The 26,809-nt window shown below is 66.8% G+C and carries 24 protein-coding genes; 18 read left to right on the top strand and 6 right to left on the bottom strand.

Annotation, left to right across the window (positions count from 1 at the left end; all coding sequences use genetic code 11):
• The first annotated feature begins 3 nt into the window (after nt 1-3).
• The 5 genes from ABGI63_RS04980 to ABGI63_RS04960 all read left to right on the top strand — a co-directional run bounded on the left by ABGI63_RS04980 (nt 4) and on the right by ABGI63_RS04960 (nt 6,094).
• On the top strand, nt 4-1,791 hold the full coding sequence (locus ABGI63_RS04980) for an adenylate/guanylate cyclase domain-containing protein (protein WP_349741335.1): 1,788 nt from the start codon (nt 4-6) through the stop codon (nt 1,789-1,791).
• Nucleotides 1,792-1,825: 34 nt separating this feature from the next.
• Nucleotides 1,826-2,947 carry a phosphatase PAP2 family protein gene (locus ABGI63_RS04975; protein WP_349741334.1) on the top strand — a complete coding sequence of 374 codons (1,122 nt, stop codon included), beginning with the start codon at nt 1,826-1,828 and terminating at the stop codon, nt 2,945-2,947.
• Nucleotides 2,948-2,962: 15 nt separating this feature from the next.
• Nucleotides 2,963-3,247 (top strand): hypothetical protein, encoded by a 285-nt coding sequence (locus ABGI63_RS04970; RefSeq protein ID WP_349741333.1) that lies wholly within the window; start codon nt 2,963-2,965, stop codon nt 3,245-3,247.
• 2 nt (nt 3,248-3,249) lie between these two features.
• Nucleotides 3,250-4,863 (top strand): S8 family serine peptidase, encoded by a 1,614-nt coding sequence (locus ABGI63_RS04965; RefSeq protein WP_349741332.1) that lies wholly within the window; start codon nt 3,250-3,252, stop codon nt 4,861-4,863.
• A gap of 97 nt (nt 4,864-4,960) precedes the next feature.
• Entirely contained in the window at nt 4,961-6,094 is a 1,134-nt protein-coding gene (locus tag ABGI63_RS04960; RefSeq protein ID WP_349741331.1) for an HD-GYP domain-containing protein, read from the top strand.
• A 1-nt stretch (nt 6,095) separates the two neighbouring features.
• Here ABGI63_RS04960 and ABGI63_RS04955 read toward each other — a convergent pair whose 3' ends face one another.
• On the bottom strand, nt 6,096-6,896 hold the full coding sequence (locus ABGI63_RS04955; RefSeq protein WP_349741330.1) for an exodeoxyribonuclease III: 801 nt from the start codon (nt 6,894-6,896) through the stop codon (nt 6,096-6,098).
• Between the two features lie 193 nt (nt 6,897-7,089).
• Between ABGI63_RS04955 and ABGI63_RS04950 the strand changes: the two genes are divergently transcribed.
• The 3 genes from ABGI63_RS04950 to ABGI63_RS04940 all read left to right on the top strand — a co-directional run bounded on the left by ABGI63_RS04950 (nt 7,090) and on the right by ABGI63_RS04940 (nt 10,740).
• The gene (locus ABGI63_RS04950; protein ID WP_349741329.1) at nt 7,090-9,306 is read left to right on the top strand and encodes a TonB-dependent receptor; all 2,217 of its coding nucleotides are present in this window, start codon (nt 7,090-7,092) and stop codon (nt 9,304-9,306) included.
• 94 nt (nt 9,307-9,400) lie between these two features.
• Nucleotides 9,401-10,081, top strand: a complete 681-nt coding sequence (gene pyrE, locus ABGI63_RS04945; protein ID WP_349741328.1) for an orotate phosphoribosyltransferase — start codon at nt 9,401-9,403, stop codon at nt 10,079-10,081.
• A complete protein-coding gene (locus tag ABGI63_RS04940; protein ID WP_349741327.1) occupies nt 10,081-10,740 on the top strand; it encodes a hypothetical protein in 660 nt (219 codons plus the stop codon). Before pyrE ends, ABGI63_RS04940 begins: the two co-directional genes overlap by 1 nt.
• A gap of 80 nt (nt 10,741-10,820) precedes the next feature.
• Here the strand turns inward: ABGI63_RS04940 and gatB are convergent, their stop codons facing one another.
• The 3 genes from gatB to gatC are packed head-to-tail and all read right to left on the bottom strand — an operon-like array spanning nt 10,821 to nt 14,048.
• Nucleotides 10,821-12,263, bottom strand: a complete 1,443-nt coding sequence (gene gatB / locus ABGI63_RS04935) for an Asp-tRNA(Asn)/Glu-tRNA(Gln) amidotransferase subunit GatB (protein ID WP_349741326.1) — start codon at nt 12,261-12,263, stop codon at nt 10,821-10,823.
• Between the two features lies 1 nt (nt 12,264).
• Entirely contained in the window at nt 12,265-13,752 is a 1,488-nt protein-coding gene (gatA, locus tag ABGI63_RS04930) for an Asp-tRNA(Asn)/Glu-tRNA(Gln) amidotransferase subunit GatA (protein WP_349741325.1), read from the bottom strand.
• Nucleotides 13,749-14,048 (bottom strand): Asp-tRNA(Asn)/Glu-tRNA(Gln) amidotransferase subunit GatC, encoded by a 300-nt coding sequence (gene gatC / locus ABGI63_RS04925; RefSeq protein WP_349741324.1) that lies wholly within the window; start codon nt 14,046-14,048, stop codon nt 13,749-13,751. Before gatC ends, gatA begins: the two co-directional genes overlap by 4 nt.
• 295 nt (nt 14,049-14,343) lie before the next feature.
• Here gatC and ABGI63_RS04920 point away from each other — a divergent pair, with 295 nt between their 5' ends.
• From ABGI63_RS04920 to rodA, 5 genes are all read left to right on the top strand, one after another.
• Nucleotides 14,344-15,387, top strand: a complete 1,044-nt coding sequence (locus ABGI63_RS04920) for a rod shape-determining protein (RefSeq protein ID WP_137945426.1) — start codon at nt 14,344-14,346, stop codon at nt 15,385-15,387.
• A gap of 77 nt (nt 15,388-15,464) precedes the next feature.
• The gene (gene mreC, locus ABGI63_RS04915; RefSeq protein ID WP_349741323.1) at nt 15,465-16,409 is read left to right on the top strand and encodes a rod shape-determining protein MreC; all 945 of its coding nucleotides are present in this window, start codon (nt 15,465-15,467) and stop codon (nt 16,407-16,409) included.
• Nucleotides 16,406-16,927, top strand: a complete 522-nt coding sequence (mreD, locus tag ABGI63_RS04910) for a rod shape-determining protein MreD (protein WP_137945428.1) — start codon at nt 16,406-16,408, stop codon at nt 16,925-16,927. The genes mreC and mreD overlap by 4 nt, the downstream gene beginning before the upstream one ends.
• Nucleotides 16,927-18,945, top strand: a complete 2,019-nt coding sequence (gene mrdA, locus ABGI63_RS04905) for a penicillin-binding protein 2 (RefSeq protein ID WP_349741322.1) — start codon at nt 16,927-16,929, stop codon at nt 18,943-18,945. The genes mreD and mrdA overlap by 1 nt, the downstream gene beginning before the upstream one ends.
• A complete protein-coding gene (rodA, locus tag ABGI63_RS04900) occupies nt 18,942-20,096 on the top strand; it encodes a rod shape-determining protein RodA (RefSeq protein ID WP_349741321.1) in 1,155 nt (384 codons plus the stop codon). The genes mrdA and rodA overlap by 4 nt, the downstream gene beginning before the upstream one ends.
• On the opposite strand, the gene ABGI63_RS04895 is transcribed toward rodA, so the two are convergent.
• Nucleotides 20,083-21,588 carry a sensor histidine kinase gene (locus ABGI63_RS04895; RefSeq protein WP_349741320.1) on the bottom strand — a complete coding sequence of 502 codons (1,506 nt, stop codon included), beginning with the start codon at nt 21,586-21,588 and terminating at the stop codon, nt 20,083-20,085. The two genes, rodA and ABGI63_RS04895, sit on opposite strands and share 14 nt — an antisense overlap.
• A 14-nt stretch (nt 21,589-21,602) precedes the next feature.
• Nucleotides 21,603-22,274, bottom strand: coding sequence for a response regulator (locus tag ABGI63_RS04890; RefSeq protein WP_349741319.1), 672 nt, complete (start codon nt 22,272-22,274; stop codon nt 21,603-21,605).
• 135 nt (nt 22,275-22,409) lie between these two features.
• On the opposite strand from ABGI63_RS04890, the gene recA reads away from it, so the two are divergent.
• The 5 genes from recA (at nt 22,410) to sucD (ending at nt 26,803) form a co-directional block, all read left to right on the top strand.
• Nucleotides 22,410-23,450 carry a recombinase RecA gene (gene recA, locus ABGI63_RS04885; protein ID WP_266005265.1) on the top strand — a complete coding sequence of 347 codons (1,041 nt, stop codon included), beginning with the start codon at nt 22,410-22,412 and terminating at the stop codon, nt 23,448-23,450.
• Between the two features lie 46 nt (nt 23,451-23,496).
• Nucleotides 23,497-23,979, top strand: a complete 483-nt coding sequence (gene recX / locus ABGI63_RS04880; RefSeq protein ID WP_349741318.1) for a recombination regulator RecX — start codon at nt 23,497-23,499, stop codon at nt 23,977-23,979.
• A 123-nt stretch (nt 23,980-24,102) separates the two neighbouring features.
• Nucleotides 24,103-24,705 (top strand): DUF2889 domain-containing protein, encoded by a 603-nt coding sequence (locus ABGI63_RS04875; protein WP_349741317.1) that lies wholly within the window; start codon nt 24,103-24,105, stop codon nt 24,703-24,705.
• A gap of 23 nt (nt 24,706-24,728) precedes the next feature.
• Nucleotides 24,729-25,889: an ADP-forming succinate--CoA ligase subunit beta gene (gene sucC, locus ABGI63_RS04870; protein ID WP_349741316.1), complete on the top strand. Its 1,161-nt coding sequence runs from the start codon at nt 24,729-24,731 to the stop codon at nt 25,887-25,889.
• Nucleotides 25,890-25,909: 20 nt separating this feature from the next.
• Nucleotides 25,910-26,803, top strand: coding sequence for a succinate--CoA ligase subunit alpha (sucD, locus tag ABGI63_RS04865; RefSeq protein WP_266005261.1), 894 nt, complete (start codon nt 25,910-25,912; stop codon nt 26,801-26,803).
• The last annotated feature ends 6 nt before the right edge of the window (nt 26,804-26,809 follow it).

The raw sequence follows: 26,809 nt of genomic DNA, 5'->3' as shown, positions 1-26,809 counted from the left end.
ACGATGAGCACCACCGACTCACAGGGAGAGGGTTGGCCCGAACTGGTTCGAGCCACCAAAACCATTGTGGTGGTGGATGTCGTCGAATCAGTGCGCTTGATGCAGGCCAACGAGGCCGATGTCATCGACCGCTGGCGGCGGTTCGTGCATGAGGTCCGGAGTCAGGTCTTGCCCGCCCACCAGGGGCGCATGGTGAAGAGTCTTGGCGACGGGATGTTGCTGGAGTTCGATGAGGTGCTCGCCGGAGTTGCCGCCGCCCAGGACATGCATCGCTCGATGCAGGGCTTCAACCTGGACCGCGTGGCGACCGACTGCCTGCAGCTGCGCATCGGGGTGAATCTGTGCGAGGTGGTCAGGGATCATGACGACATCTATGGCAGCGGAGTCAACCTTGCAGCCCGGCTGACTTCGCTGGCCAAGCCCGGCGGCACGGCCATATCCATGGCGGTCAGAGAGCATCTGCGTGACGGACTGGATGCCGACCTGGAGGATATCGGCGAGTGCTGGGTAAAGAACCTGCCCGAGCCGATCCGAACCTGGCGTCTCTCGAACACCATCACACCGAGCGCGCCGGCGTCGACAACGACTCAAGGCCTGGAGGTGGGTGTCGCCGTCCTGCCATTCAAATCCCTGGCCCCCGGCGGGACCGACGCGCTGCTCGGCGAATTGGTGGCCGAAGAGTTGCTGACCTGCCTCTCGAAAGTCCCCTACCTGTCCGTGATTTCCAAGCTGTCGACCATGGGCCTGGGTCGCCGCAGCAATCAGACGATTCAGTCGCTGGCCAAGCTGCTGGGTGCCAGGTTCTTGGTGCAGGGCAGCTGCGCACGCAGTGGCGATCTGGTCCGCCTGCATGTCGAACTAATGGACGCGCCGTCGCAGCGGATCGTCTGGGCCGAGTCCGCCAGCGTCGACATCGCGGCGGTGCTCAGCGGGCAGGCGGCGGTCTTTGCTAAGCTGTCGGCGCAAATCTCCAGGGCGCTGGTCGGTCGTGAGGCGGAGCGAGCCTGCACTGCGGTGCTCCCGACGCTGGAAAGCTACGCACTGCTGTTCGGTGCGATCGGTCTGCTGCATCGCCTCTCGCTGGATGACTTCAATCGTGCGCGCGAGATGCTCGACCATCTCTGCGAGCGCCACCCCCGCTCGCCGGTGCCGAAAGCCTGGTTGGGCAAATGGCATGTGATGCGGCTCGGGCAGGGCTGGTCACCGGATCCCAAGGAGGACGGTCAGCGCGCGCTTTGGCAAACCTCCAGTGCGCTGGACCTTGCGCCCGATCATGCCCCCAGTCTGGCCCTCGACGGCTTCGTGACCGGCTATGTGCGCAAGGACTTCGCGACGGCCGAGCGGCGCTACGAGCAGGCTCTGCAGGCCAACCCGAATGAAAGCCTGGCCTGGCTTTATCGCTCGGCGATGCTGGGCTACCGGGAACAGCATGATCTGGCGGTGGAGTCGGCCCTGCATGCGCAGCGCCTGTCGCCGCTCGATCCGATGCGCTACTACTTCGATCACTTCATTTCGCTGACCAAGCTGCTGGCCGGCGACTATGCCGGGGCCATCGACTATGGCTTGCGCTCGCTGCGCGGCAATCGCCAGCATGCCTCGACCCTGCGCGCGCTGGTGATGGCGCAGGCGCTGGACGGACAAGTCGAGGCCGCGCGAGCCAATGCGCTGGAGTTGTTGCGCATCGAGCCGGGCCTGACGATCACCGCCTTCCGCGCCCGTTATCCGGGCCAGCGGCAGGCGCAGGTGGATCGTCTGGCCGAGGCCCTGGCGATGGCGGGTGTTCCGCATTGACCGAGGCAGCCTTTCTGAATTCAAGGGAGCAAACATGAGCGCACTGACCGGAACCACGGGCACGACGGGAACCACCGGCACCACCGGGACAACGGGCACAACAGGCACCATCCCGGCGGTCGTCAACGGCTATCCGGGCTATGCCGGGACGCTGGCGAATACGGTGCTGGGCTGCGGCCTGGATCTGAGCCGGGATGCCATCAAGACCAGCCTGAAGGAGTTGGCCATCGGCGCCTATGGCCCGGGCAGGCCGCTGCTGCCGGCCACACTGGATGAGCCTGCCTCACTGGCACGCTGGCAGCCGGAGATCCGCCATAAGGTGCTGGGCTGGGAGGTGACCGGCGATCTGAGCTTTGCCGCCGGGGAGACCAGCGGTCGGCCATATTTCGAGCTGCGCTGGCAGGGTCAGCCGCTGGTGCGCATCGTGCGGCCCTCGCTGGACGAGTTTCGAAAACAGGCTCTAAGCACGATTGAGGAGCGGGAAAAACTGATCAAAACCGATGCGGTGAAGATGCGACTCAACGAGGTGCTCAGCCAGATCACCCCCGCCTTCTCGTTCTGGAGCGCCATCATCCCGCTGCATCCGGACCGCACGCCCAAGACCCTCGAACTGGTGCAGCTGGCGCTGGAACTGGGCAGCAATGTGGTACTGCGCGTCAAGCACGCGCTGGCCTGCCCGCGCCCCTACGAGTTGAACAGCCTCTGCCACCCGACCATCCTGACCCCCGCCCATGGCAGCCTGCCCAGCGGCCATGCGACCGAGAGTTCGACGGTGTCGACCCTGCTGGCCCATCTGCTGTCGGACACGCCGGGCCATGAATCCACCGACTACGGCCACGCGCTGCGCATGCTGGCGCAGCGCGTGGCGGCGAATCGAGTGGTCGCGGGTGTGCACTACCGTATCGACAGCATTGCCGGGCAGATTCTCGGCGAGACGCTGGGCGCGCATATGGTGGCGCTGTGTACCGGAGCCCTGAGTGTGCAGCCCTGTGCTTTTGATGGCCAGGGCGACATCGACAACACCGTAATGGAAGTCGCCGGGCCGGCCAGTGCGCAGACCGGGCTTTATCACGCCTTGGGAGAAGCTCTGAGCCCTCCGGTCAACCTGCAGTTGCAATGGCTGTGGAAGGCCGCGCGTGCCGAGTGGGGCTATTGAGCCCGGGAGCGCGCGATGCCTAACTACGAATGGGTGGAAATGCCGGTGGCGCTGAAGTGCCTGAGCGAGGATCCCTGGGTGCTGTGGCGCTTGCAGCAGCCGGCGCTTGCCAGCCCCTTGCAACTGCTGTGTGAAGCGGGGTCGACGCTGACGCCGGCTGTGGCCGAGGCAGCGGCCTGGCAGGTACCGCAGGTCTATGCGGGCGAAGCCGTCTTCTTCACGGCCCGACGGCTTGCGGGTGCGGCCCAGGGCAATCTGCGGCTGCCGGGACGCACGGTCGGCGGGCTGGAGGTGCTCTAGCAATGAGCAAGAACAGCAGCGACAAGACCGGCCAGCCGGTGCTGGCCATCATCGATGACCGTATCGGTTTCCTGCATCAGCAGTTTCGTGATGCGCAGGGCTACAGCCGCATCCAAAGCCTCTGGGACCAATCTGACACATTGCCGGTGGGCGATTGGGAACGGCCCGCACGCATGGGCTATGGGCGCCGCCTGAGCCAGAGCGCGATCGACCGCTGCCTGCTGGACCTGGCCCGCGATGGCAACGAGGCGCGCGTCTACAAATCCCTGGACCAGCCGTGGGAGGACTGGACCCATGGCACCCATGTGCTGGCGCTGATGGCCGGCCGTCTCGACCCGCTGACCCAGGCGCCGGATGCCGCCAGCGAGTTCCCCATCGTGGCTGTCCAGGTGCCGCGCAGCGCCTTCGACAACACCCATGGCAACTGGCTGAACGTCTATGTGCTGGATGCGCTGCACTACATCCTCGACGAGGCCCCTGCGCAAGCGCCGGTCATTGTCACCGTCAGTCTTGGCGGCCACAGCGGTCCGCACGACAGCAGTGCCATGCTGGACCGGGCCATTGACGACCTGATCGAGCGTGAGGCCGGACGCCTGACCGTGGTCGTCGCAGCGGGCAATAGCCGAGAGGTCGGCGCCCACGCGAGCTTTGTGCTGCCGGCGGCGCCTGCGGGCGGGCAGAGCCGGGAGGAGTTGTTCATCGATGTGGAGCGGGCCGACGAAAGCTCCAACTTCGTCGAGCTTTGGGCCCAGTTCGACTCCATCCATGCCGAGCTGCTGAGCTTCGAGCTTGGTCCAGTGAATGGAAACTCTGTGTCCGTGGCCGCATCCTTGGCCGGCACCGCCGTGCGCGTGATGCGCCGCGAGCCCGCCAATGCGCCAATCGCGATGCTCTATGTCTCGCCCCCCGGAGGCGGGCCCAATGGCCTCAGCGGTATCCAGGCCTGGGTCGGGCTGGCGCAGGGCCTGGCCGGCCCCGGCGATGGCTGGCCGGCCAATCCCTACGGGCGCTGGCGCATCGCGGTGATCAGCCAGGCACCGGTTCCGATCGCGGTGGACGCCTGGGTCGCGCGCGATGATGGAGTGGGTACCGGCAATACCCAGCAGCGTCGCCACCTGTCGTTTCGCGCAGAAAAGACATCGGCGGGTCTGATCAGCCGGGACCGGACCTTGAGCAGCCTGGCCTGGAGTCGTCATGCGGTGGTGGTGGGCGGCTACGCCTACGATTTGGAGAGCGGGATTTACAGCCTATGTGAAGACAGCGCCGCTGGCCGACCGGATGCCAGCGCCGGGCAGCGGCGCGGCCCCGATCTCTGCGGGCCCGCCTTGTTCAAGCGTGGCTCGAACGAGCGGAGTGTGGGCCGGGTCGGCTTCTTCTCACCGCGCCCGATGGCGCCCGACCCGGAGGCCGGCGCACCGACCCGCCGTGGCACCTCGCTGGCAGCGCCTGTGGTGGCGCGACGGCTGGCCGGGCTGCTCGCCGACAGAGGATGTTTGAGCAAGGCAGGGCTGCTGCAAGCCCTGCGTCAGCAGGCCGCGAGTGCACCCGTTGCAAAGCCCGAGCACAGCCACTGGGTTTCGGACTACTGGCTGGCATTGAGCGGTGTAAGGCTGTAGCGCCCGGTGCTCAAGTTCTGGAGGGGCCGAGCCGATGTAGAGTGTGACCCAGCAATTCAGGCCCGCATCCCGGCGGGCCTTGCTTTGTCCACACCCCATGCGCGTCTGCTCGCTCTCTTCCGTCAAGAACCGCATCGTGCTCGGCCAGCCGCTGCCGTTCAGCGTGCGCGATGCCAGCCGCATGCTGCTGCTGGCACGCGGGCAGGTGATAGGCAACGAGGCGCAGCTGCAGGAGCTGTTCGAGCGCGGCGCGCTGGTCGAGGTCCAGGAGCTGGCCGAGGCGGTGCAGCCGCTGCGCCGCGAGACCCCGGCGCAGCGGCTGGCGCGGCTGCCGACCGACTGGGACCGCGGCAGCCGCGATGTCCGGCAGGCGCTCGGTGCGCCAATCGCACAGCTGGCGGGCGCCATCCACAGCACCACCGATCTGCTGCTGTCGCTGATCGAATGCTCGCCCGATGTGGCCCTGTCCCAGGTGGTGCGCCAGCCCGAGGCCGGCGCCGGCCACTACGGCGTCAGCCACTCGATCCATGCCGCCACCGCCTGCCAGGCGGCCGCACGCTATCTGGGCTGGACCGTGGCCGAGCAGCGCCGCGCCTTCCAGGCCGCGCTGACGATGAATGTGGCGATGATCGAGCTGCAGGCCCGGCTGTCGACCCAGGTCTCGCCGCTGACGGCCAAGCAGCGCGAGGCCATCAACGAGCACCCGACCCGCAGCGCCGAGATGCTCCGCGAGGCCGGCATCACCGACACCGACTGGATCGAGGCCGTGCTCAAGCACCATGAGCTGGCCGACGGCTCCGGCTATCCGAACGGCGCGACCGACATCAGCGAGCTGGCCGAGATGCTGCGCTTTGCCGATGTCTACACGGCCCGCCTGTCCAGCCGCGCCAACCGGCCGGCGATGAGCGCCCAGCAGGCCGGCCGCGAGCTGCATCAGATGGCGGCCCAGAGCCCGCTTGCCGCCGCGCTGATCAAGGCCTTCGGCATCTTCCCGCCGGGCAGCGTCGTCAAGCTGGCCTCGGGCGAGATCGGCATCGTCGTGCGCAACGGCGACAAGGCCTACCGCCCGATGGTGGCCGCGCTGACCAATGCCTCCGGCGAACCGCGCCTGAGCCCGGTCACGCGCGACAGCGCCCGCGACGAGCATTCGGTCGTCGCCCTGCTGTCAGCCCAGGCGATGCCGATGCGCTTGTCCGACGAGCGCATTGCCAGCCTGATCGGCGGCCACTGATTCAGAGACTGAAGTCGTAGTCGATCGTCAGCGGCGCATGGTCGCTGAACTTCTGGGCCTTGTAGATGGCCGCCTGCCTTGCCAGCGCGGCCAGCTTCGGGGTCGCGAAGTGGTAGTCCAGGCGCCAGCCCACATTCTTGGCATAGGCCTGGCCGCGGTTGCTCCACCATGTGTAGCACTCGTCGGTAGTGTCGGGATGCAGCTGGCGATAGACATCGATCAGGCCGCCCTGGTCCGGCCCGCTGCCGAAGAGCTGGTCCAGCCAGGCGCGCTCCTCGGGCAGGAAACCGCTGTTCTTCAGATTGCCCTTCCAGTTCTTCAGATCGGCGGGCTTGTGGGCGATGTTCACATCGGCCACCAGGATGAACTCGCGCTCGGCCTTCAAGGCCATCAGGTAGGGGTACATCGCCGCGAGGAAGCGGTACTTCGCCTCCTGGCGCTCCGGGCCGCTGGAACCGCTGGGGAAGTAGCAGCTGATGATGCTGAGCTTGCGGCCGGGCTTGTCGAAGCGCATCTCGACCCAGCGGCCCTCGTCATCGAACTCCGGCACGCCAAAGCCCTTGATGATGTCGCTGGGCTCGATGCGGCTGTACAGGCCGACGCCCGAATAGCCCTTCTTCTGCGCGTAGTGGAACTGGCCCTTCAGCCCCCCCGAGCTGCAGAAGACCTGATCCACATGCTCGTGCTGGGCCTTGACCTCCTGCACGCCCAGCAGATCGGCGTTCTGCTGCGGCAACCAGTCGAAAAATCCCTTGGTGGCGGCGGAGCGGATGCCGTTGAGATTGGCGGTGATCAGGCGCATGGATGGTGGTCGGTAGGAGGAAGGGACGGCCACTGTAGCGCAGGCGCTTTCTGCGGTGTTTTGGCAACAAAACCGTCACAGCCTAGGGTTTTCCAGTAAATCCTGGCATCCAACTTGCTAGATTCCCCGGCTCGGTCCCTCCGGGCGCCAGCCGCCTGCAGCCAGCATTCCTTTCCCCCTTGGAGTTGTCCCCATGTCCCACCATCCCGCACAAGCCCGCCCCGCGCCGACCGCCCTCGCGGTCGCGCTGGCCCTGGCCGCCTGGCCCGCCAGCCAGGCCCTGGCCCAGGAAAAAACCCAGCTCGAAACCGTCACGATCACGGCCGAGCGCCGGGTCGAGAACATCAAGGACGTGCCGACCGCCGTCTCCAGCGTCAGCGGCGAGAAGCTCGATGTGCTGGCCTCGGGCGGCCAGGACGTGCGCTTCCTGTCGGGCCGCGTGCCCAGCCTGAACATCGAGTCGTCGTTCGGCCGCGCCTTCCCGCGCTTTTACCTGCGCGGCTATGGCAATACCGACTTCCGTCTCAATGCCTCGCAGCCGGTCTCGCTGATCTATGACGACGTGGTGCAGGAGAACCCGATCCTGAAGGGCTTCCCGGTCTTCGACATGAAGGCGGTCGAAGTGATCGCCGGCCCGCAGGGCACGCTGTTCGGCCGCAACACGCCGGCCGGCGTGGTCAAGTTCGACTCGGTGCGCCCGTCCAAGAAACAGGACGGCTATTTCAGCGCCTCCTACGGCACCCATGGCAGCGCGACCGTCGAGGGCGCCGCCAATGTGCAGCTGGGCGGCGACTGGTCGGCCCGGGTGTCGGCCCAGGTGCAGCGCCGCGACGACTGGGTGAGCAACCAGGTTGCCACCGGTGCCACCAAGAAGACCGAGGGCTACGACGACCGCGCGGTTCGCCTGCAGGCCCTGTACGAACCCAACCAGGGTTTCAGCGCCTTGTTCAATGTGCACAACCGCGAGCTCGACGGCAGTCCGCGCCTGTTCCGCTCCAGCGTCATCAAGCCCGGCACCAACGACCTGGCCGACGGCTTCGATCCGGCCAAGGCCTATTTCGACGGCAAGAACGAGCAGCGCCTGCACGCCACCGGCGGCAGCGCCCGCATCAAGTGGGCCCTGGATGGTTTCACGCTGCACTCGATCACAGGTATCGAGGCGGTCCAGCCCTTCAGCCGCGCCGACGTCGACGCCGGCTACATCAACAACTTCGTCCAGCCGCCTCCGTTCAACGGTGAGGGCAATGTGTTCTGGAGCTCGGAAACCTCGGACGCACTGAAGGACCACCGCCAGCTGAGCCAGGAGTTCCGTCTCGAGTCCAATGGCAGCGGCCCGCTGCGCTGGCAGGGCGGTGTCTATCTGTTCGACGAGCGCTACACGATGGAGAGCATCGACTATCTGGCAGCGCCGGCCGACGCGCTGGTCAGCACCCGCCAGACCAACAAGGCCTGGGCCTTGTTCGGCTCGATCAACTACCGCGTCAGCCCCGATCTGAACCTGCGCGGCGGCCTGCGCTACACCAAGGACAAGAAGACCCTGGCCACCACCGGCACGGTCAACGCCTCGGCCGGCACCAGCGCCAGCACCAACGACAGCAAGGTCAACTGGGATCTGTCCGGCACCTACACGCTGACGCCCGAGACCAATGTCTATGCGCGCGTCGCCACCGGCTTCCGCGCCGCGTCGATCTATCCGGCCAGCGGTTTCGGCCCGCAGAGCAAGGCACGTCCGGAGACCGTGACCTCGTACGAGCTGGGCGCCAAGAGCGAGTTCTGGCAGCGCCACGCCCGCCTGTCGGCCACGCTGTTCAGCTACGAGGTCAAAGACCAGCAGCTGACCGCGGTCGGCGGCACCAACAACACCAACACCCTGCTGAATGCCAGCAAGGGCGAAGGTCGCGGCTTCGAGCTGAACCTGGAGTTGCTGCCCACCGACAACCTGTTGCTGACGCTGAGCACCAGCTACAACGACACCAAGATCAAGGACCGCAGCCTGACCATGCCCCAGGCCGGCAGCGGCGCGACCATGATCGGCACGCCGGATGCCAACGGCAACTACAGCATCTATAACAACCCGCTGCCGAATGCACCCAAGTGGATCGCCAACCTGACTGCCCGCTACAGCATGCCGACCGCGGCCGGCAATGAGTTCTACGTCTACACCGACTGGGCCTACCGTTCCAAGGTCAACTTCTTCCTCTACAAGTCGGTCGAGTTCACCGGCAAGCCGCTGACCGAGGGCGGCCTGCGTGTCGGCTACATCTGGGACAACGGCAAGTACGAGGTGGCCGGTTTTGTGCGCAACATCACCGACAAGGTGGTGGTCAACGGCGCCATCGACTTCAACAACCTGACCGGCTTCATCAACGACCCACGCACCTACGGCGTGCAGTTCAAGGCCCTGTTCTAAGGCCTAGGGGCTGCTTGATCGAGCCCGGTCGCCGCAAGGCGGCCGGGCTTTTTTACGCCCCTACAATGCGGGCGAATTCTTCAAGAGCCCGACCATGACCACCGCTGCCGCCCCCACCGATGCCCTGGCCCAGGATTTCGTTGCCTTTGCCGTCGAGGCCGGCGTGCTGCGTTTCGGCGAGTTCAAGACCAAGGCCGGGCGACTGAGCCCCTATTTCTTCAACGCCGGCCTGTTCGACGACGGCGCCAAGCTGGGCCGGCTGGCGGGCTTCTATGCCCAGCGCCTGGTCGCCTCGGGCCTGGCCTTCGACATGATCTTCGGCCCGGCCTACAAGGGCATCACCCTGGCGGCCGCCGTGTCGATGGAGCTGGCGCGGCTGGGCCACAACAAGCCTTTTGCCTACAACCGCAAGGAAGCCAAGGACCATGGCGAGGGCGGCACCCTGGTGGGCGCGCCGGTGCGGGGTCGGGTCTTGATCATCGACGACGTGATCTCCGCCGGCACCTCGGTGCGCGAGTCGATTTCGATGATACAGGCCGCCGGCGCCACGCCTTGCGGCGTGACGATCGCGCTGGACCGCCAGGAGAAAGCCGCCGAGAACGGCGTCGACATGAGCTGGTCGGCCGTCCAGTATGTGTCGCAGCAATTGCAACTGCCGGTGATCTCGATTGCCGGGCTGGCGGACTTGCTGCAGTATCTGCGCAGCACCAGCGACGCGGTGGCCGCCGGCCACTCGGCGGCGGTGCAGGCTTACCGAGACCGATACGGAGTCTGATGCGAGCTGCTAGCCCCGCCCCTGCCGCCCTGCTGCTGTCTCTGCTGCTGGCCGAGGCCGGTGTGGTCTGGGCGCAGACTAAACCGGCATCGATCGGGGCCATCTACAGCTGCACCACGGCCGATGGCCGGCGCCTGACCTCGGACCGGCTGATCGCCGACTGCAACAATCGCGAGCAGCGCATCCTGAACACCGACGGCTCGCTGCGCGCCATCGTGCCGCCGGCGATGTCGCCCGAGGAGCGGGCCGCCTATGAGGCGCGCGAACGCCGGCTGGCGGCCGAACGCGCGGCCCAGACCGACGCGGTGCGGCGCGACCGCAACCTGATGACGCGCTACCGCAGCGCCGAGGCCCACCAGCATGCGCGCGAGGCCGCGCTGGACGATGTCATCAAGGGCATGCGCCTGTCCGAGAACCGCATCAAGGACCTGGCCACCGAGCGCAAGCCGCTGCAGGACGAGGCCGAGTTCTACAAGGGCCGGCCCCTGCCGGCCAAGCTCAAGCAGCAGCTCGATGCCAACGACGCCTCGGCCGAGGCGCAGCGCGTGCTGATCGAGAACCAGAAGGCCGAGCTGGTGCGCATCAACAAGAACTTCGACACCGAGCTGGCACGGCTGAAGAAGCTGTGGGCCGGAGCGCCCCCCGGCAGCCTGGACTGATCAGCCCCCGAGCCAAGGCATGCGGGACATGCCTTGGCCTTCGCTAGGCGTCGCCCGGTCCGCAGGGACCGGCCTCGGTCCTAGCTCAGCTTCTTTTTCAGCAGCTCGTTGACCGCCGTCGGATTGGCCTTGCCCTTGGTGGCCTTCATGGCCTGGCCGACCAGGGCGTTGAAGGCCTTGTCCTTGCCGGCGCGGAACTCCTCCACGGACTTCGCATTGGCGGCCAGCACCTCGTCGAGGATGCGCTCCAGCTCGCCGGTGTCATTGGACTGCTTGAGGTCCTTGGCTGCGATGATGGCGTCGACCTCGCCACCCCTGGACCACAGCTCCTCGAACACCTGCTTGGCCGAGTTGTTCGAGATCGTGCCGTCCTGGATGCGCAGGATCAGCGCACCCAGGGTCGTGGCGCTCACCGGGCTGCTGTCGATCTCGCGCTCCTCGGCATTGAGGCGGCGCGCGATCTCGCCCTGCAGCCAGTTGGCCACCAGCTTGGGCGCCTTGCAGATGTCGCGGGCGGCCTCGTAGAAGCGCGCAGTCGCGAGACTGGCCGTCATCAGGCTGGCGTCATAAGGGGGCAGGCCATCGGTCTCCTGAAAGCGCGCCGCCATCACGGCCGGCAGCTCGGGCAGCTCGCCGCGCACCCGCTCCACCCATTCCGGCGCGATCACCAGCGGCGGCAGGTCGGGATCGGGGAAGTAGCGGTAGTCGGCCGCGTCTTCCTTGCTGCGCATCGCCCGGGTCTCGCCGGTGTCGGGGTTGAACAGCACGGTCGCCTGCTGGATCTCGCGGCCGTCCTCGATCTCGTCGATCTGCCAGTTGACCTCATAGTCGACCGCCTGCAGCAGATTGCGGAAGCTGTTCAGGTTCTTGATCTCGCGGCGCGTGCCATAGGGCTCGCCGGGCTTGCGCACCGAGACATTGACGTCGCAGCGGAACGAGCCCTCCTGCATATTGCCGTCGCAGATGCCCAGCCACATCACCAGCGCATGCAGGGTCTTGGCGTACTCGCAGGCCTCGGCGCCGGAGCGCATATCGGGCTCGGAGACGATCTCCAGCAGCGGCGTGCCGGCGCGGTTCAGGTCTATGCCCGATTGGCCGTGATAGTCCTCGTGCAGGCTCTTGCCCGCGTCCTCTTCGAGGTGGGCGCGGGTCAGGTTGACGACCTTCTTCTGCTCGCCGACGAAGAATTCCAGCTTGCCGCCCTGCACGACCGGGATCTCGTACTGGCTGATCTGGTAGCCCTTGGGCAGGTCGGGGTAGAAGTAGTTCTTGCGCGCAAAGATCGACAGCGGCGCGATCTTCGCGCCCACGGCCAGGCCCAGGCGGATCGCCCGCTCGACCGCGCCGCGGTTCAAGACCGGCAGGGTGCCGGGCAAGGCCAGGTCCACCGGCGAGGCCTGGGTATTGGGCTCGGCGCCGAAGGCGGTCGAGGAGCCGCTGAAGATCTTCGATTGGGTGGACAGCTGGACGTGGTTCTCCAGCCCGATCACGACTTCGTAGCCGCGGATGAGTTTGCTCGTCATGTCAGATTCCTGCCGGGGCTTGTTGGTGCCAGTCGGTCGCCTGCTGCAAGGCATGGGCCGCATGCAAGAGCTGCCCCTCCTTGAAGTAGTTGCCCAGCAGCTGCAGGCCCACCGGCATGCCGCCCTCGCCCAGGCCCACCGGCACGCTCATGCCGGGCAGACCGGCCAGCGAGCCGGGCAGGGTGAAGATGTCGGCCAGATAGGCCTTGACCGGATCGTCCGAGCCTTCGCCATGCTTCCAGGCGACGGTCGGCGCCACCGGGCCGGCGATCAGATCGCACTGCGTGAAGCAGCGCTGGAAGTCGTCGGCGATCATGCGACGCAGCTTCTGCGCCTGCAGATAGTAGGCGTCGTAATAGCCATGGCTCAGCACATAGGAGCCGATCATGATGCGGCGCTTGACCTCGGCGCCGAAGCCTTCGGCACGGGTCTTCTTGTACATGTCCAGCAGATCGTCGTACTTGGCGGCGCGGTGGCCGAACTTGACGCCATCGAAGCGGGAGAGGTTCGAGCTGGCCTCGGCCGGCGCGATGATGTAGTAGACCGGGATCGCCAGCTCGGTGCGTGGCAGGCTGACGTCGACCAGCGTGGCGCCGAGCTTTTCCAGCTCGGCCAGGCCGGCGCGCACCGCGCGCTCGACATCGCCGCTCAGCGCGGCCGGGAAGAACTCGCGCGGCAGGCCGATGCGCAGGCCCTTCAGCGGCTGGGCCGCCGTGGCGCCCTCGCGGGCCGCCAGCATCTGCGCATGGAAGTCCTGCGGTGGCTGCTCGATGCTGGTGGCATCGCGCGCGTCGAAGCCGCTCATCGCCGACAGCAGCAGGGCGCAGTCTTCGGCCGAGCGCGCCATCGGGCCGGCCTGGTCCAGACTGGAGGCGAAGGCGATCATGCCGTAGCGCGAGCACACGCCATAGGTCGGCTTGATGCCGGTGATGCCGGTGAAGCTGGCAGGCTGGCGGATCGATCCGCCGGTGTCGGTGCCGGTGGTGGCCGGCACCAGGCGGGCCGCCACCGCGGCGGCCGAGCCGCCCGAGGAGCCGCCCGGCACCCGGCTCGCGTCCCAGGGGTTGGCCACCGGCTTGAAGGCCGAGTTCTCGTTGGCCGAGCCCATCGCGAACTCGTCGCAGTTGAGCTTGCCCAGCGAGACCGTGCCGGCCGCGTTCAGCTTGGCGACGACGGTGGCGTCAAAAGGGCTGCGGTAGCCGACCAGCATCTTGGAGCCGGCGGTCGTGGGCATGTCCCGGGTGACGAAGATGTCCTTGTGCGCCAGCGGCACGCCCAGCAGAGACCCGGCCTCGCCAGCGGCGCGGCGCGCATCGGCGGCGCGAGCGCTGTTCAGCGCGACTTCCGCATCGACATGCAGAAACGCGCCCAGCGCCTCGGCGGAGGTAACACGTGCAAGAAGGTGTTGCGTGATTTCGAGGCTGGAAACCGTCTTGTCGGCGAGGGCACGGCCGAGTTCGGCCACGCCCAGGGTGTGCAGCATATTCATTCGATGACCTTGGGAACCAGGAACAGACCGTCTTCGACCGCTGGTGCGCTGCGCTGATTGAGCTCGCGCTGATTGCTCTCGGTGACCGCGTCCTCGCGCAGGCGCAAAGCGACCTCCTGCACGGCGGACAGCGGCGTGTACAGCGGCTCAACGCCGCTGGTGTCGACCGCGCTCATCTGCTCGACGATGGAGAAGAAACCATTGAGCTGGCTCAGCAGCGCCTCGGCTTCGCCGCCTTGCAGCTCCAGCCGCGCCAGATGGGCGATACGGCTCACGTCTTGTGGGGTCAGGGCCATGGGGTAAACGGTTTGGGGCCGGGAAAAACCAGGTCCGTAAGTGTCAGAAACTAAGGTCTCCTCGGGTCTGCCAGGGCAGGAAACCCAGAGGTGATCAGGTATTATCTCCGCTTATCTCCATGGTTACGGGGCTGCATGGCCGCAAGGTTCAAGCGGCCTCGTTGCATATGGTGCGAACAAATCCGCGCAGCCCTCAATCCGGCTGCACCGTTTTCAGAACCGCTCAGCCCCAAGCCAGCTCCAGGTCGATCTCACCCACAGGCTCAGATGCCCTGACTGGCGCTCCATACACACCATGTTCGCTTCCCTGCGTCGCTACTTCTCCACCGACCTCGCCATCGACCTCGGCACCGCCAACACCCTCATCTACGTGCGCGGCAAGGGCATCGTGCTGGATGAGCCCTCGGTGGTGGCCATCCGCCACGAAGGCGGCCCGAACGGCAAGAAGACCATCCAGGCCGTCGGCCGCGAGGCCAAGGCCATGCTGGGCAAGGTGCCCGGCAATATCGAGGCGATCCGCCCGATGAAGGACGGCGTGATCGCCGACTTCACCGTCACCGAGCAGATGCTCAAGCAGTTCATCAAGATGGTGCACGACTCGAAGATGCTCAAGCCGAGCCCGAGGATCATCATCTGCGTGCCCTGCGGCTCGACCCAGGTCGAGCGCCGCGCCATCCGTGAGTCCGCGCTGGGCGCCGGCGCCTCCGAGGTCTATTTGATCGAGGAGCCGATGGCCGCGGCTATCGGTGCCGGCCTGCCGGTCTCCGAAGCCTCTGGCTCGATGGTGGTCGACATCGGTGGCGGCACCACCGAGGTCGGCGTGATCTCGCTGGGCGGCATGGTCTACAAGGGCTCGGTCCGCGTCGGCGGTGACAAGTTCGACGAGGCCATCATCAACTACATCCGCCGCAACTACGGCATGCTGATCGGCGAGCCCACTGCCGAGGCCATCAAGAAGAACATCGGCTCGGCCTTCCCTGGCTCCGAGGTCAAGGAGATGGAAGTCAAGGGCCGCAACCTCAGCGAGGGCGTGCCGCGCAGCTTCACGATCTCGTCCAACGAGATCCTGGAGGCGCTGACCGACCCGTTGAATCAGATCGTCAGCGCGGTGAAGAACGCGCTGGAGCAGACCCCGCCCGAGCTGGGCGCCGACATCGCCGAGCGCGGCATGATGCTGACCGGCGGCGGCGCGCTGCTGCGCGACCTGGACCGATTGCTGGCCGAGGAGACCGGCCTGCCTGTGCTGGTGGCCGAGGATCCGCTGACCTGCGTGGTGCGCGGTTGCGGCATGGCGCTGGAGCGCATGGAGCGCCTGGGCTCGATCTTCACTTCGGAGTAAGCGCCTCCATGAAGCGCTCCGAGCCGGCACGCTTCACGCGGGGCCGGCTTTTGCACATCTCGCCCCCCGCCTGAGCCATGCCACTGGGCACCCTGGATCGCACGCCACCCCCGTTTTTCCGCCAGGGCCCCTCGGCCCTGACCAAGCTGCTGCTGTGCGCGGCGCTGGCCATCTTCCTGATGGTGGCCGATGCCCGCTTCAAGCTCGCGACGCCGGCGCGCGCCGCACTGGCCCTGGTGCTGCACCCGGTGCAGCGGGCGCTGCTGGCGCCGGTCGATGCCTGGGAACAGCTGGGCGACTATCTGCGCGGCACCGAGCGCGCGATGGCCGCCGAGGACCAGGCGCGGCGCCAGTTGGTGCAGCAGGCCGAGCGCCTGTCACGCGCCGAGCAGCTGCAGGCCGAGAACCAGAGCCTGCGCGCGCTGCTGGCCCTGCGCCCGGCGCTGCAGGTGCCGACCATCGCCGCCGAGGTCCTGTACGAGGCGGCCGACCCCTATTCGCGCAAGCTGGTGATCGACCGCGGCAGCCAGCAGGGCGTGCGCGCCGGCGCGCCGGTCATCAACGATGCCGGCGTGCTGGGCCAGGTGACGCGGGTCTATCTGCTGTCGGCCGAGGTCACGCTGCTCAATGACAAGGACGCCGCCATCCCCGTGCTCAACACCCGCAGCCAGCAGCGCGGCGCGGCCTTTGGCGGCACCGACGGCCTGGGCATGGAGCTGCGCTTCATGGCCACCAACGCCGACCTCAAGCAGGACGATCTGCTGACCACCTCGGGCCTGGACGGCGTCTATCCGCCCGGCCTGCCGGTGGCCCGCATCAGCGCCATCGAGCGGCGTGGCGACAGCAGCTTTGCCCGCGTCAGCCTGCGCCCGGTGGCACAGCTCGACAATGTCCGCCATGTGCTGGTGCTGGGCGCGCTGGCCGAACTCGAGCATGCCCGCAGCGAGGCCGTCGCGGCCTCGGCCGCCGCCGCGTCGGCCCCGGCACGCGCCGGCAGCAAGGCCAGCGGAGGTCGCCCATGATCATGCCGCGCGGCTCCGGCCAGCTGCTGCTGCCGGCCAACCCCCTCTTCATCGCGCTGAGCCTGCTGCTGGCCCTGGTGGTGGACATGGTGCCGGTCGGGCGCCAGAGCGCGATGCCCGATGTGCTGGCCCTGGTGCTGGTGTTCTGGAATGTGCACCAGCCGCGCCGGGTCGGCGTCGGCTGGGCCTTTGTGTTCGGTCTGCTGGTCGATGTCCAGCACGGCGCGCTGCTGGGCCAGCATGCGCTGTCCTATAGCGTGCTGAGCTTTGGCGCGATCGCGCTGCACCGGCGCCTGCTGTGGTTCAGCCTGCCCGTGCAGGCGCTGCACATCCTGCCGCTGTTCGTACTAGCCCATGCGGTGTCGCTGGCGGTGCGGCTGATGGTCGGCGGCATGTGGCCGGGCTGGCCGCTGCTGCTGGCGCCGCTGTTCGAGGCCTTGCTGTGGCCCATCGCCACGGTGCTGCTGCTGGCGCCGCAACGCCGCGCCCCGGATCGAGACGCCAACCGGCCCCTGTGATGATGCTGCTGAAGAATTCCGAGCAGGAGCAGTCGCAGTTCCGGCTGCGCGTGCTGGCGGCGGTGGCCTTCGTGCTGTTCTGCTTCGGCCTGCTGGTGGCGCGCCTGGTCTGGCTGCAGGTGCTGCAGCATGACGAGCTGGCCGAGCAGGCCGAGAGCAACCGCACCGCCATCGTGCCCATCGTGCCGAACCGCGGCCTGATCAAGGACCGCAACGGCATCGTGCTGGCCAGCAACTACTCGGCCTACACGCTGGAGATCATGCCGTCCAAGGCCGGCGATCTGGACAAGACCATCGATGCCCTGTCCGAGGTGATCGAGATCCAGACGCGCGACCGCCGCCGCTTCAAGCGCTTGCTGGAGGAGAGCAAGCACTTCGACTCGCTGCCGATACGCACCAAGCTCAGCGATGAGGAGGTCGCCCGCTTCACCGCCCAGCGCTTCCGTTTCCCGGGCGTCGAGATCAAGGCCCGGCTGTTCCGCAGCTATCCGATGGGCGAGGTCGGCAGCCATCTGATCGGCTATATCGGCCGCATCAACCAGGCCGAGAAAAAGGCCATGGACGACTGGGACGAGGAAGACATCGCCAACTACCGCGGCACCGAGTACATCGGCAAGCTGGGCCTGGAGCAGGCCTACGAACGCGAGCTGCATGGCATCACCGGCTTCGAGCAGCTCGAGACCAGCGCCGGCGGCCGCGCGGTGCGGCGCCTGGCCCACAAGCCGCCGACGCCGGGCAACACGCTGATGCTGTCGATCGACATCCGCCTGCAAGCCCTGGTCGAGGAGCTCTACAAGGACAGGCGCGGCGCGCTGGTGGCGATAGACCCGCGCAACGGCGAGGTGCTGGCCTTCGTGTCCAAACCGACCTTCGACCCGAATCTGTTCGTCGACGGCATCGATGCCGACAGTTGGCGCGAGCTCAACGACAACATCGACAAGCCGCTGCTGAACCGTGCGCTGCGCGGCACCTATCCGCCGGGCTCGACCTTCAAGCCGCTGATGGCGATGGCGGCGCTGACCAGCGGCAAGCGCGCGCCCGGCACCATCGTGATGGACAACCTGGTCTACAGCTTCGGCGGCCGCACCTTCGGCAGCCCGGAGGCGGACCGGCCCGGCCCCAAGGACATGCGGCTGGCCATCGTCGGCTCCAGCAATGTCTACTTCTACAGCCTGGCCAACGAGATGGGCGTGGACCTGATCCACGACGAGCTCGAACCCTTCGGCCTGGGGCGCAAGACCGAGATCGATCTGCAGGGCGAGGTGACGGGCGTGCTGCCTTCGCAGGCCTGGAAGAAGCGCTATTTCGCCCGCAGCCCGGCCAACCAGAAGTGGTTCCCCGGCGAAACCATCTCGCTGGGCATCGGCCAGGGCTACAACAGCTTCACGATACTGCAGCTGGCCACCGCCTATGCCACCGTGGCCACCAGCGGCCAGCGCTACAAGCCGCGCCTGGTGCGCGAGATCGAGGACGTGGTCAAGCACGAGCAGCGCCGCGTCGCCAGCGCCGCGCTGGAGCCGCTGCCGCTCAAGCCCGCCGATGCCGAGGTGATACGCAATGCGATGCATGGCGTGACGATGGAAGGCACCTCGCGCGCCGTCTTCATGGGAGCGCCCTACACCAGCGGCGGCAAGACCGGCACGGCCCAGGCCGTGGGCCTGCGCGCCGGCGAAAAATACAGCAGCATCAAGGCCGATGAGCGCAAGCGCGACCATTCGCTCTATGTCGCCTTCGCGCCGGTCGAGGCCCCGACCGTCGCGCTGGCGCTGATTGTCGAGAACGCCGGCTGGGGTTCGACCGCCGCCGCGCCGATTGCGCGCCGCGTCTTCGACTTCCTGCTGCAAGGCGTCTACCCCAGCGAGGAAGACATTGCACTGACACAGCAAGGCCTGACCAAGGCGCCGGTCGGTGCGCCGCGCCCCATCACGGCCGTGCCGCTGCCGGGTCAGGCGGCCGCGTCGGCACCTGCGCCGGCCGTATCAGCGGCCACATCAGCCGCCTCGGGAGTCCGCCGATGAGTCATGTCTTCAGCAAGCCCTCGCTGCTCAGCCGCCTGCGGCCCTGGGTCAGCGGCTTTGACGGACCGCTGCTGCTGATCCTGGCCTGGCTGGCGGGCCTGGGCCTGATGTGCATGTACTCGGCCGGCTTCGACCATGGCACGCGCTTCGTCGACCACGCCCGCAATATGGCACTGGCGGCGGCCATCATGTTTGTCGTCGCCCAGGTGCCGCCGCAGCGGCTGATGGCGCTGGCGATCCCGCTGTACACGGTGGGCATTGCGCTGCTGGTGGCGACGGCGCTGTTCGGCATCAGCAAGAAGGGCGCGACGCGCTGGCTCAATATCGGCATCGTGATCCAGCCCTCGGAGCTGCTGAAGATCGCCACGCCGCTGATGCTGGCCTGGTGGTTCCAGCGGCGCGAGGGCCAGCTGCGCACGGCCGACTTCGTCATCGCGCTGCTGATGCTGGCCGTGCCGGTGGGCCTGGTGGCGCGCCAGCCCGATCTGGGCACCTCGATCCTGGTGTTCGCGGCGGGTTTTTATGTGCTGTTCTTCGCCGGCTTCAGCTGGCGCATCATCCTGCCGGCCGTCGCCGCCGGCGCGATCGCGATCACGACCCTGGTGCTCAGCGAGGACCAGATCTGCCAGCCCGATGTCGAGTGGCCGGTGCTGCGCGAGTATCAGAAGCACCGCGTCTGCACCCTGCTCGATCCGCACAAGGACCCGCTCGGCAAGGGCTTCCACATCATCCAGGGTGAGATCGCGATCGGCTCGGGCGGGCTGACCGGCAAAGGCTTCATGAAGGGCACGCAAACCCATCTGGAGTTCATCCCGGAGCGCACCACCGACTTCATCTTCGCCGCCTACGGCGAGGAGTTCGGTCTGGTCGGCGCCCTGGGCCTGCTGCTGGGATTTGCCGCGCTGATCGTGCGCGGGCTGATGATCGCGGCCGAGGCGGCCAACCCGTTCGGCCGGCTGCTGGCCGGCGCCATCACGCTGAGCTTCTTCACCTATGTGTTCGTCAATATGGGCATGGTCAGCGGCATCCTGCCGGTGGTCGGCGTGCCCCTGCCCTTCATCAGCTATGGCGGCACGGCGATGGTGATGCTGGGCCTGAGCCTGGGCATCCTGATGTCGATCGCGAAGAGCCGGCGCTTCATGTCGCGCTGAGCGCGTCGCGGCCCGGATGGGCCGCGAAACGCACGGTGAAGCGTGCGCCAGGCCCCTGGCCATCCTCCTGCGCCTGGCCGGACCGCAGCTCGCGGGTCTCGTCCAGCGTGATCTCGGCCTCATGCTGCTGGACGATCTCACGCACGATGGCCAGGCCCAGGCCCGAGCCGTCGACATTGGTGCCCAGCGCCCGGTAGAAGGGCTGGAACACCTGCTCGCGCTCCGACGCCGGAATGCCCGGCCCCGAGTCCTCGACCTGCAGCACCGTGACCTGGCCGAACGGGTCTTCGACGACGCGCACCGTCACCGTGCCATGCGGCGGCGTGTAGAGCAGGGCGTTGTCGACCAGATTGCGGATCAGCTCGCGAATCAGCAACGGATGGCCGTTGATGCGCAGCGCGCTGTGCTCGTCGTCCGGCCCCTCGAAGCCGAGGTCGATGCGCTTGTCCATCGCGCGCGGCACGAAGTCGCGCACCGTCTCCATCGCCAGCTCGGACAGATTGACCTCGCTGCGTCGCGCCGCATGCTCCTTGTCCTCGGCGCGGGCCATCGCGAGCAGCTGGTTGACCATATGGGCGGCGCGCTGGCTGGACAGGGCAATCTGCTGCAGCGAGCGGCGCAGCTCGGCCGGCTCGCTGCGGCCCTCGTCGATCTCGCGCTGCGCGAACTCGGCCTGGGTGCGCAGGCCGGCCAGCGGCGTCTTCAGCTGATGGGCGGCATCGGCCAGGAAGTGCTTCTGCGCGCCGATCGACTGGTCGAGCCGGCCCAGCAAATCATTGATCGCGCGCACCAGCGGTGCGACCTCGTCGGGGATGCGGCGCTCGTCGATCGGGCTCAGGTCCGAGCTCTCGCGCGAGCGGATGCGGCGCTGCAGATCGTTCAGCGGCGCGATGCCACGCGCCAGCGCCAGCCACACCAGCAGCACCGCCAGCGGCAGTATCACGAACTGCGGCAGTATCACGCCCTTGATGATCTCGTTGGTCAGGCGCGCACGCTTGCCCGGGGTCTCGGCCACCTGGACCAGCATGGTCTGGGTCGAGCCGGCCTGCCCCTCGGGCGCCACCCACAGATAGGCGACCCGCACCGAGTCGCTGCCGACCTCGTCATCGCGGAAATGCAGCTCCCAGGGCACGATGGGATCGTCGGCCGGCGGCACCGGCAGCTGGCGGTCACCGCTGAGGAACTCGCCGCGCAGACCCAGCACCTGGTAGTAGACCGTGTCGGCCTCGTCGGCCCGCAGCAGCGCGGCAGCCTCGGGAGACAAGGCATAGCGGGAGCGCGCGCTGCTGCCGGCGCGCGGCGTCTCCGAGGCCACCTGCAGGCCGAGATTGCGGGCCATCTCGCCGAGCTCGCGGTCGTAGGGCCGGTTGGCAATGCCCTGCGCCACCAACCAGGTCAGCGCCACGCTGATGGGCCAGATCACCAGCAGCGGGGCGAGCATCCAGTCGAGGATCTCGCCGAACAGCGAGCGTTGTTCGGTATCTCCGGCCATTCAAGTGCCTGGCTTCAGCCAGGGATTTTTTCCAGGCAGTAGCCCAGGCCGCGCACCGTGGCGATGCGGATCGGCCCCTGCTCGATCTTCTTGCGCAGGCGGTGGATATAGACCTCGATCGCGTTATTGCTGACCTCTTCGCCCCATTCGCACAGGCGCTCGACCAGCTGATCCTTGCTGACCAGACGGCCGGCGCGCTGCAGCAGCACCTCCAGCAGACTCAGCTCGCGCGCCGACAGTTCGATCATCTGGTCATTGATATAGGCCACGCGGCCGGTGGCATCGAAGCTCAGCGGGCCATGCTTGATCACGCTGGAGGCGGTGCCCAGGCCGCGCCGCGTCAGCGCACGCACGCGGGCTTCCAGCTCCTGCAAGGAGAAGGGCTTGGCCATGTAATCGTCGGCGCCCAGGTCCAGCCCCTTGACGCGCTGCTCGACGCTGTCGGCCGCCGTCAGTATCAATACCGGCATCGACGCGCCGCGTCCGCGCAGCTTGCGCAGCACCTCCAGCCCGTGCAGCTTGGGCAGGCCCAGATCCAGAATCACCAGATCGAACTCATGCGAAGCCAGCGCCGCATCGGCCTCGGTGCCCGAACCGACCTGGTCCACCGCATAGCCCGAGGCGCGCAGGGAGCGCAGCAAACCATCGGCCAGCACTTGGTCGTCTTCCGCAATCAGGATGCGCATGCTTTGTCCCCAGTCTTTACGAGCATTCTAGGGACGCCCGGCCTGCTGACATTGCATGTCAGCAGGTAGCCCCTAAACTACTGTACGAATATACAGATTGCGCCATAATGCGCGCAGCCTCAACAGGAGAAAAACATGGACGCCCCCGTCAAAGCCATCAACACCGAAAAAGCCAAGGCCCTGCAAGCCGCCCTGTCCCAGATCGAGAAGCAGTTCGGCAAGGGCTCCATCATGCGCCTGGGCGAGGGCGAGGTGATCGAGGACATCCAGGTGGTGTCGACCGGTTCGCTGGGCCTGGACATCGCACTGGGCGTCGGCGGCCTGCCGCGCGGCCGGGTGGTCGAGATCTACGGCCCGGAATCCTCGGGCAAGACGACGCTGACCCTGCAGGTCATCGCCGAGATGCAAAAGCTGAGCGGCGTCTGCGCCTTCATCGACGCCGAGCACGCGCTGGACATCCAGTACGCACAGAAGCTGGGCGTCAATCTGCAGGAACTGCTGATCAGCCAGCCGGACACCGGCGAGCAGGCGCTGGAAATCGTCGATGCGCTGGTGCGCTCCGGTTCGGTGGACCTGATCGTGGTCGACTCGGTCGCCGCGCTGACGCCCAAGGCCGAGCTGGAGGGCGAGATGGGCGATTCGCTGCCCGGCCTGCAAGCCCGGCTGATGAGTCAGGCGCTGCGCAAGCTGACCGCGACCATCAAGAAGACCAACTGCATGGTCATCTTCATCAACCAGATCCGCATGAAGATCGGCGTGATGTTCGGCAGCCCCGAGACCACCACCGGCGGCAATGCGCTGAAGTTCTACGCCTCGGTGCGCCTGGACATCCGCCGCATCGGCTCGATCAAGAAGGGTGAGGAAGTGATCGGCTCCGAGACCAAGGTCAAGGTCGTCAAGAACAAGGTGGCACCGCCGTTCAAGACCGCCGAGTTCGACATCCTCTATGGCGAGGGTATCAGCCGCGAAGGCGAGATCATCGATATGGGCGTGGTCGCCAAGGTGGTCGACAAGGCCGGCGCCTGGTATGCCTACAACGGCGAGAAGATCGGCCAGGGCAAGGACAATGCGCGCGAATTCCTGCGCGAGAACCCCGATATCGGCCGCGAGATCGAGAACAAGGTGCGCGAGTCGCTGGGCGTGCCGCTGCTGACGGTGGACGGTCCGGCCGCCTGATGCCTTGTCAGGCTGCGCCGGGTCGGGTGCCTGACGCCGGCTTGCCATGAAGCCCTTGTCCCTGAAGATGCGCGCCATCACGCTGCTGGCGCAGCGTGAGCACAGCCGCAGCGAGTTGCGCCGCAAGCTGCTGCGCATCGCGCGGGCGCAGCGCGACGCAGCCGGCGCCGAGGCGGTCGAGGCCGCAGAGATCGAGGCCGAGGTCGATGAATTGCTGGTCTGGCTGCAGGCCCAGGGCTATCTCAGCGAGGAACGCTTCGTCGAGTCACGCATCCATGCCCGCGCCCGGCGCTATGGCCATCTGCGCATCCAGCAGGAGCTGGCCCAGCATGGGCTGAGCCTGAGCGCCGACAGCCAGGCACGACTCAAGGACAGCGAGTTCGAGCGCGCGCAGGCGATCTGGCAGCGCAAGTTCGGCAGCCCGGCCGAGGACGCCAACGGCCGTGCCAAGCAGACCCGTTTTCTGCTGGCGCGGGGCTTTTCGGCCGATGTCGTGCGGCGGGTTTTGCGTGCGTCACAGACCGGCTGACAGCTTCGCGACAGGCTTGCGGCAGCGCAGCATGCTACATTGCCGGACTGTGCAAAGCCTGCTCGCAGCCACAATCGAGGCCTGCGGGCCCGTTTTTGTGCGTCCGTGTTTGTCCAGCGCCCCATGTCCTTGCTCAACCCCTCCACTGCGCGCCGTCTGCTGCACCGTCGAGCTCTCGATGTGCAGGTCTATGCGCGCGACGACGGGCTTTACGAGGTCGAGGCCACGCTGAGCGACACCAAGACACGCGATATCCCCATGGCCGGCGGCACCCGCCATGCCGGCGAACCCATCCACGACATGTTGCTGCAGCTGGTCGTCGACACCGAGTTGACGATCCACGAGGCCGGCTCGCGGACGCGCTGGATGCCCTATCCCGGCGCCTGCGACCAGCATGACGATGCCTATGCGCGGCTGGTCGGCCTGAATCTGCTGAAAGGATTCCGGCTCGGCGTCAAGGAACGCCTGGCCGGCACCCGGGGCTGTACCCATCTGACCGAGCTGTGCCAGATCCTGCCGACCGCGGTGATCCAGGCCTTTGCAGGCCTCGTGATCGACACCCGCGAGGGCGATGGCTCGGGTCAGCCGCCATTCCAGCTCGACAAATGCCATGCCTTGCGCCGCGACGGCGCGGTCGTGCGCACCCATTACCCTCGCTGGTATCGCGACGGCCAGGCAGCCTCTGCTGCCGGCGCCGCCACGCTGCCTGCGGCTTCCTCATCCTGACTTTTCCAAGAAGCGAGACCCCTATGAAGATTCACGAGTACCAGGGCAAGGAAATCCTGCGCCAGTTCGGTGTGCCGGTGCCGCGTGGCATCCCGGCCTTCACGGTGCAAGAAGCGGTGGAAGCCGCGCAGAAGCTGGGCGGCCCGGTCTGGGTCGTGAAGGCGCAGATCCACGCCGGTGGCCGTGGCAAGGGCGGTGGCGTCAAGCTGGGCCGCTCGCTGGACGATGTGAAGAGCCTGGCCGAGCAGATCCTCGGCATGCAGCTGATCACGCACCAGACCGGCCCGGAAGGCCAGAAGGTCCGCCGCCTCTACATCGAAGACGGCGCCGACATCAAGAATGAGCTGTATGTCTCGCTGGTCACCGACCGCGGCACGCAGAAGGTCGCCTTCATCGCCTCCAGCGAAGGCGGCATGGACATCGAGGAAGTGGCCCACTCCACGCCCGAGAAGATCATCACCGAGATGATCGATCCGCTGACCGGCCTGACCGAAGCCCAGTCGCGCAAGATCGCCGCCGCCATCGGCCTGAGCGGTGCGTCGATCGACCAAGCCGTCGACATCTTCGCCAAGCTCTACAAGTGCTATATGGACACCGACGCGTCGCTGGTTGAAATCAACCCGCTGAACTGCGACTCCAAGGGCAATCTGATCGCGCTGGACGCCAAGTTCAACTTCGACGCCAACGCGCTGTTCCGCCACCCCGAGATCGTCGCCTACCGCGATCTGGATGAAGAGGATCCGGCCGAAGTCGAAGCCTCGAAGTTCGACCTGGCCTATATCTCGCTGGACGGCAATATCGGCTGCCTGGTGAACGGCGCCGGCCTGGCCATGGCCACGATGGACACCATCAAGCTGTTCGGCGGCGAGCCGGCCAACTTCCTCGACGTCGGCGGTGGCGCCACGGCCGAGAAGGTCACCGAAGCCTTCAAGATCATGCTGAAGAACCCCGAGGTGAAGGGCATCCTCGTGAACATCTTCGGCGGCATCATGAAGTGCGACACCATCGCCGAAGGCGTGATCACCGCCTGCAAGGCCGTGAACCTGTCCGTGCCGCTGGTCGTGCGCATGAAGGGCACCAATGAAGAGCTGGGCAAGAAGATGCTGGCCGAATCCGGCCTGCCCATCATCGCCGCCGATTCGATGGCCGAAGCCGCGACGAAGATCGTCGCCGCCGTCGCTTAAAGCCCTTTAGGAAAGAAATCATGTCGATCTACATCAACAAAGACACCAAGGTCATCACCCAGGGCATCACGGGCAAGACCGGTCAGTTCCACACCCTGGGCTGCCAAGCCTATGCCAACGGCAAGAACGCCTTCGTCGCCGGTGTGAACCCGAAGAAGGCCGGCGAGAAGTTCTCGGACATCCCAATCTACGCCACCGTCAAGGAAGCCGCCGGCCAGACCGGCGCCACCGTGTCGGTGATCTATGTGCCGCCCGCCGGCGCCGCTGCCGCGATCTGGGAAGCCGTCGAAGCCGACCTGGACCTGGCGATCTGCATCACCGAAGGCATCCCCGTCAAGGACATGCTGGAAGTGCGCAACAAGATGAAGGCCAAGGAAGCCGCCGGTGGCAAGCGCACCCTGCTGCTGGGCCCCAACTGCCCCGGCCTGATCACGCCCGAAGAAATCAAGATCGGCATCATGCCCGGTCACATCCACCGCAAGGGCCGCATCGGCGTCGTGTCGCGCTCGGGCACGCTGACCTATGAAGCCGTGGCACAGCTGACCGAGATCGGCCTGGGCCAATCCTCGGCCGTCGGCATCGGTGGCGACCCGATCAACGGCCTGAAGCACATCGACGTGATGAAGGCCTTCAACGACGATCCGGACACTGACGCCGTCATCATGATCGGCGAGATCGGCGGCCCGGACGAGGCGGAAGCCGCCCGTTGGTGCAAGCTGAACATGAAGAAGCCCATCGTCGGCTTCATCGCCGGTGTCACCGCCCCTCCGGGCAAGCGCATGGGCCACGCCGGTGCGCTGATCTCCGGCGGCGCCGACACGGCCGATGCCAAGCTCGCCATCATGGAAGAGTCGGGCTTCACCATCACGCGCAACCCGTCGGAAATGGCCAAGCTGCTGAAGGCCCTGCTGTAAGGTCGA

It is taken from the genome of Roseateles cavernae (genome assembly GCF_040187885.1).
Taxonomy (GTDB): domain Bacteria; phylum Pseudomonadota; class Gammaproteobacteria; order Burkholderiales; family Burkholderiaceae_C; genus Roseateles_E; species Roseateles_E cavernae.
This window is presented reverse-complemented; position numbering and strand designations above follow the sequence as displayed.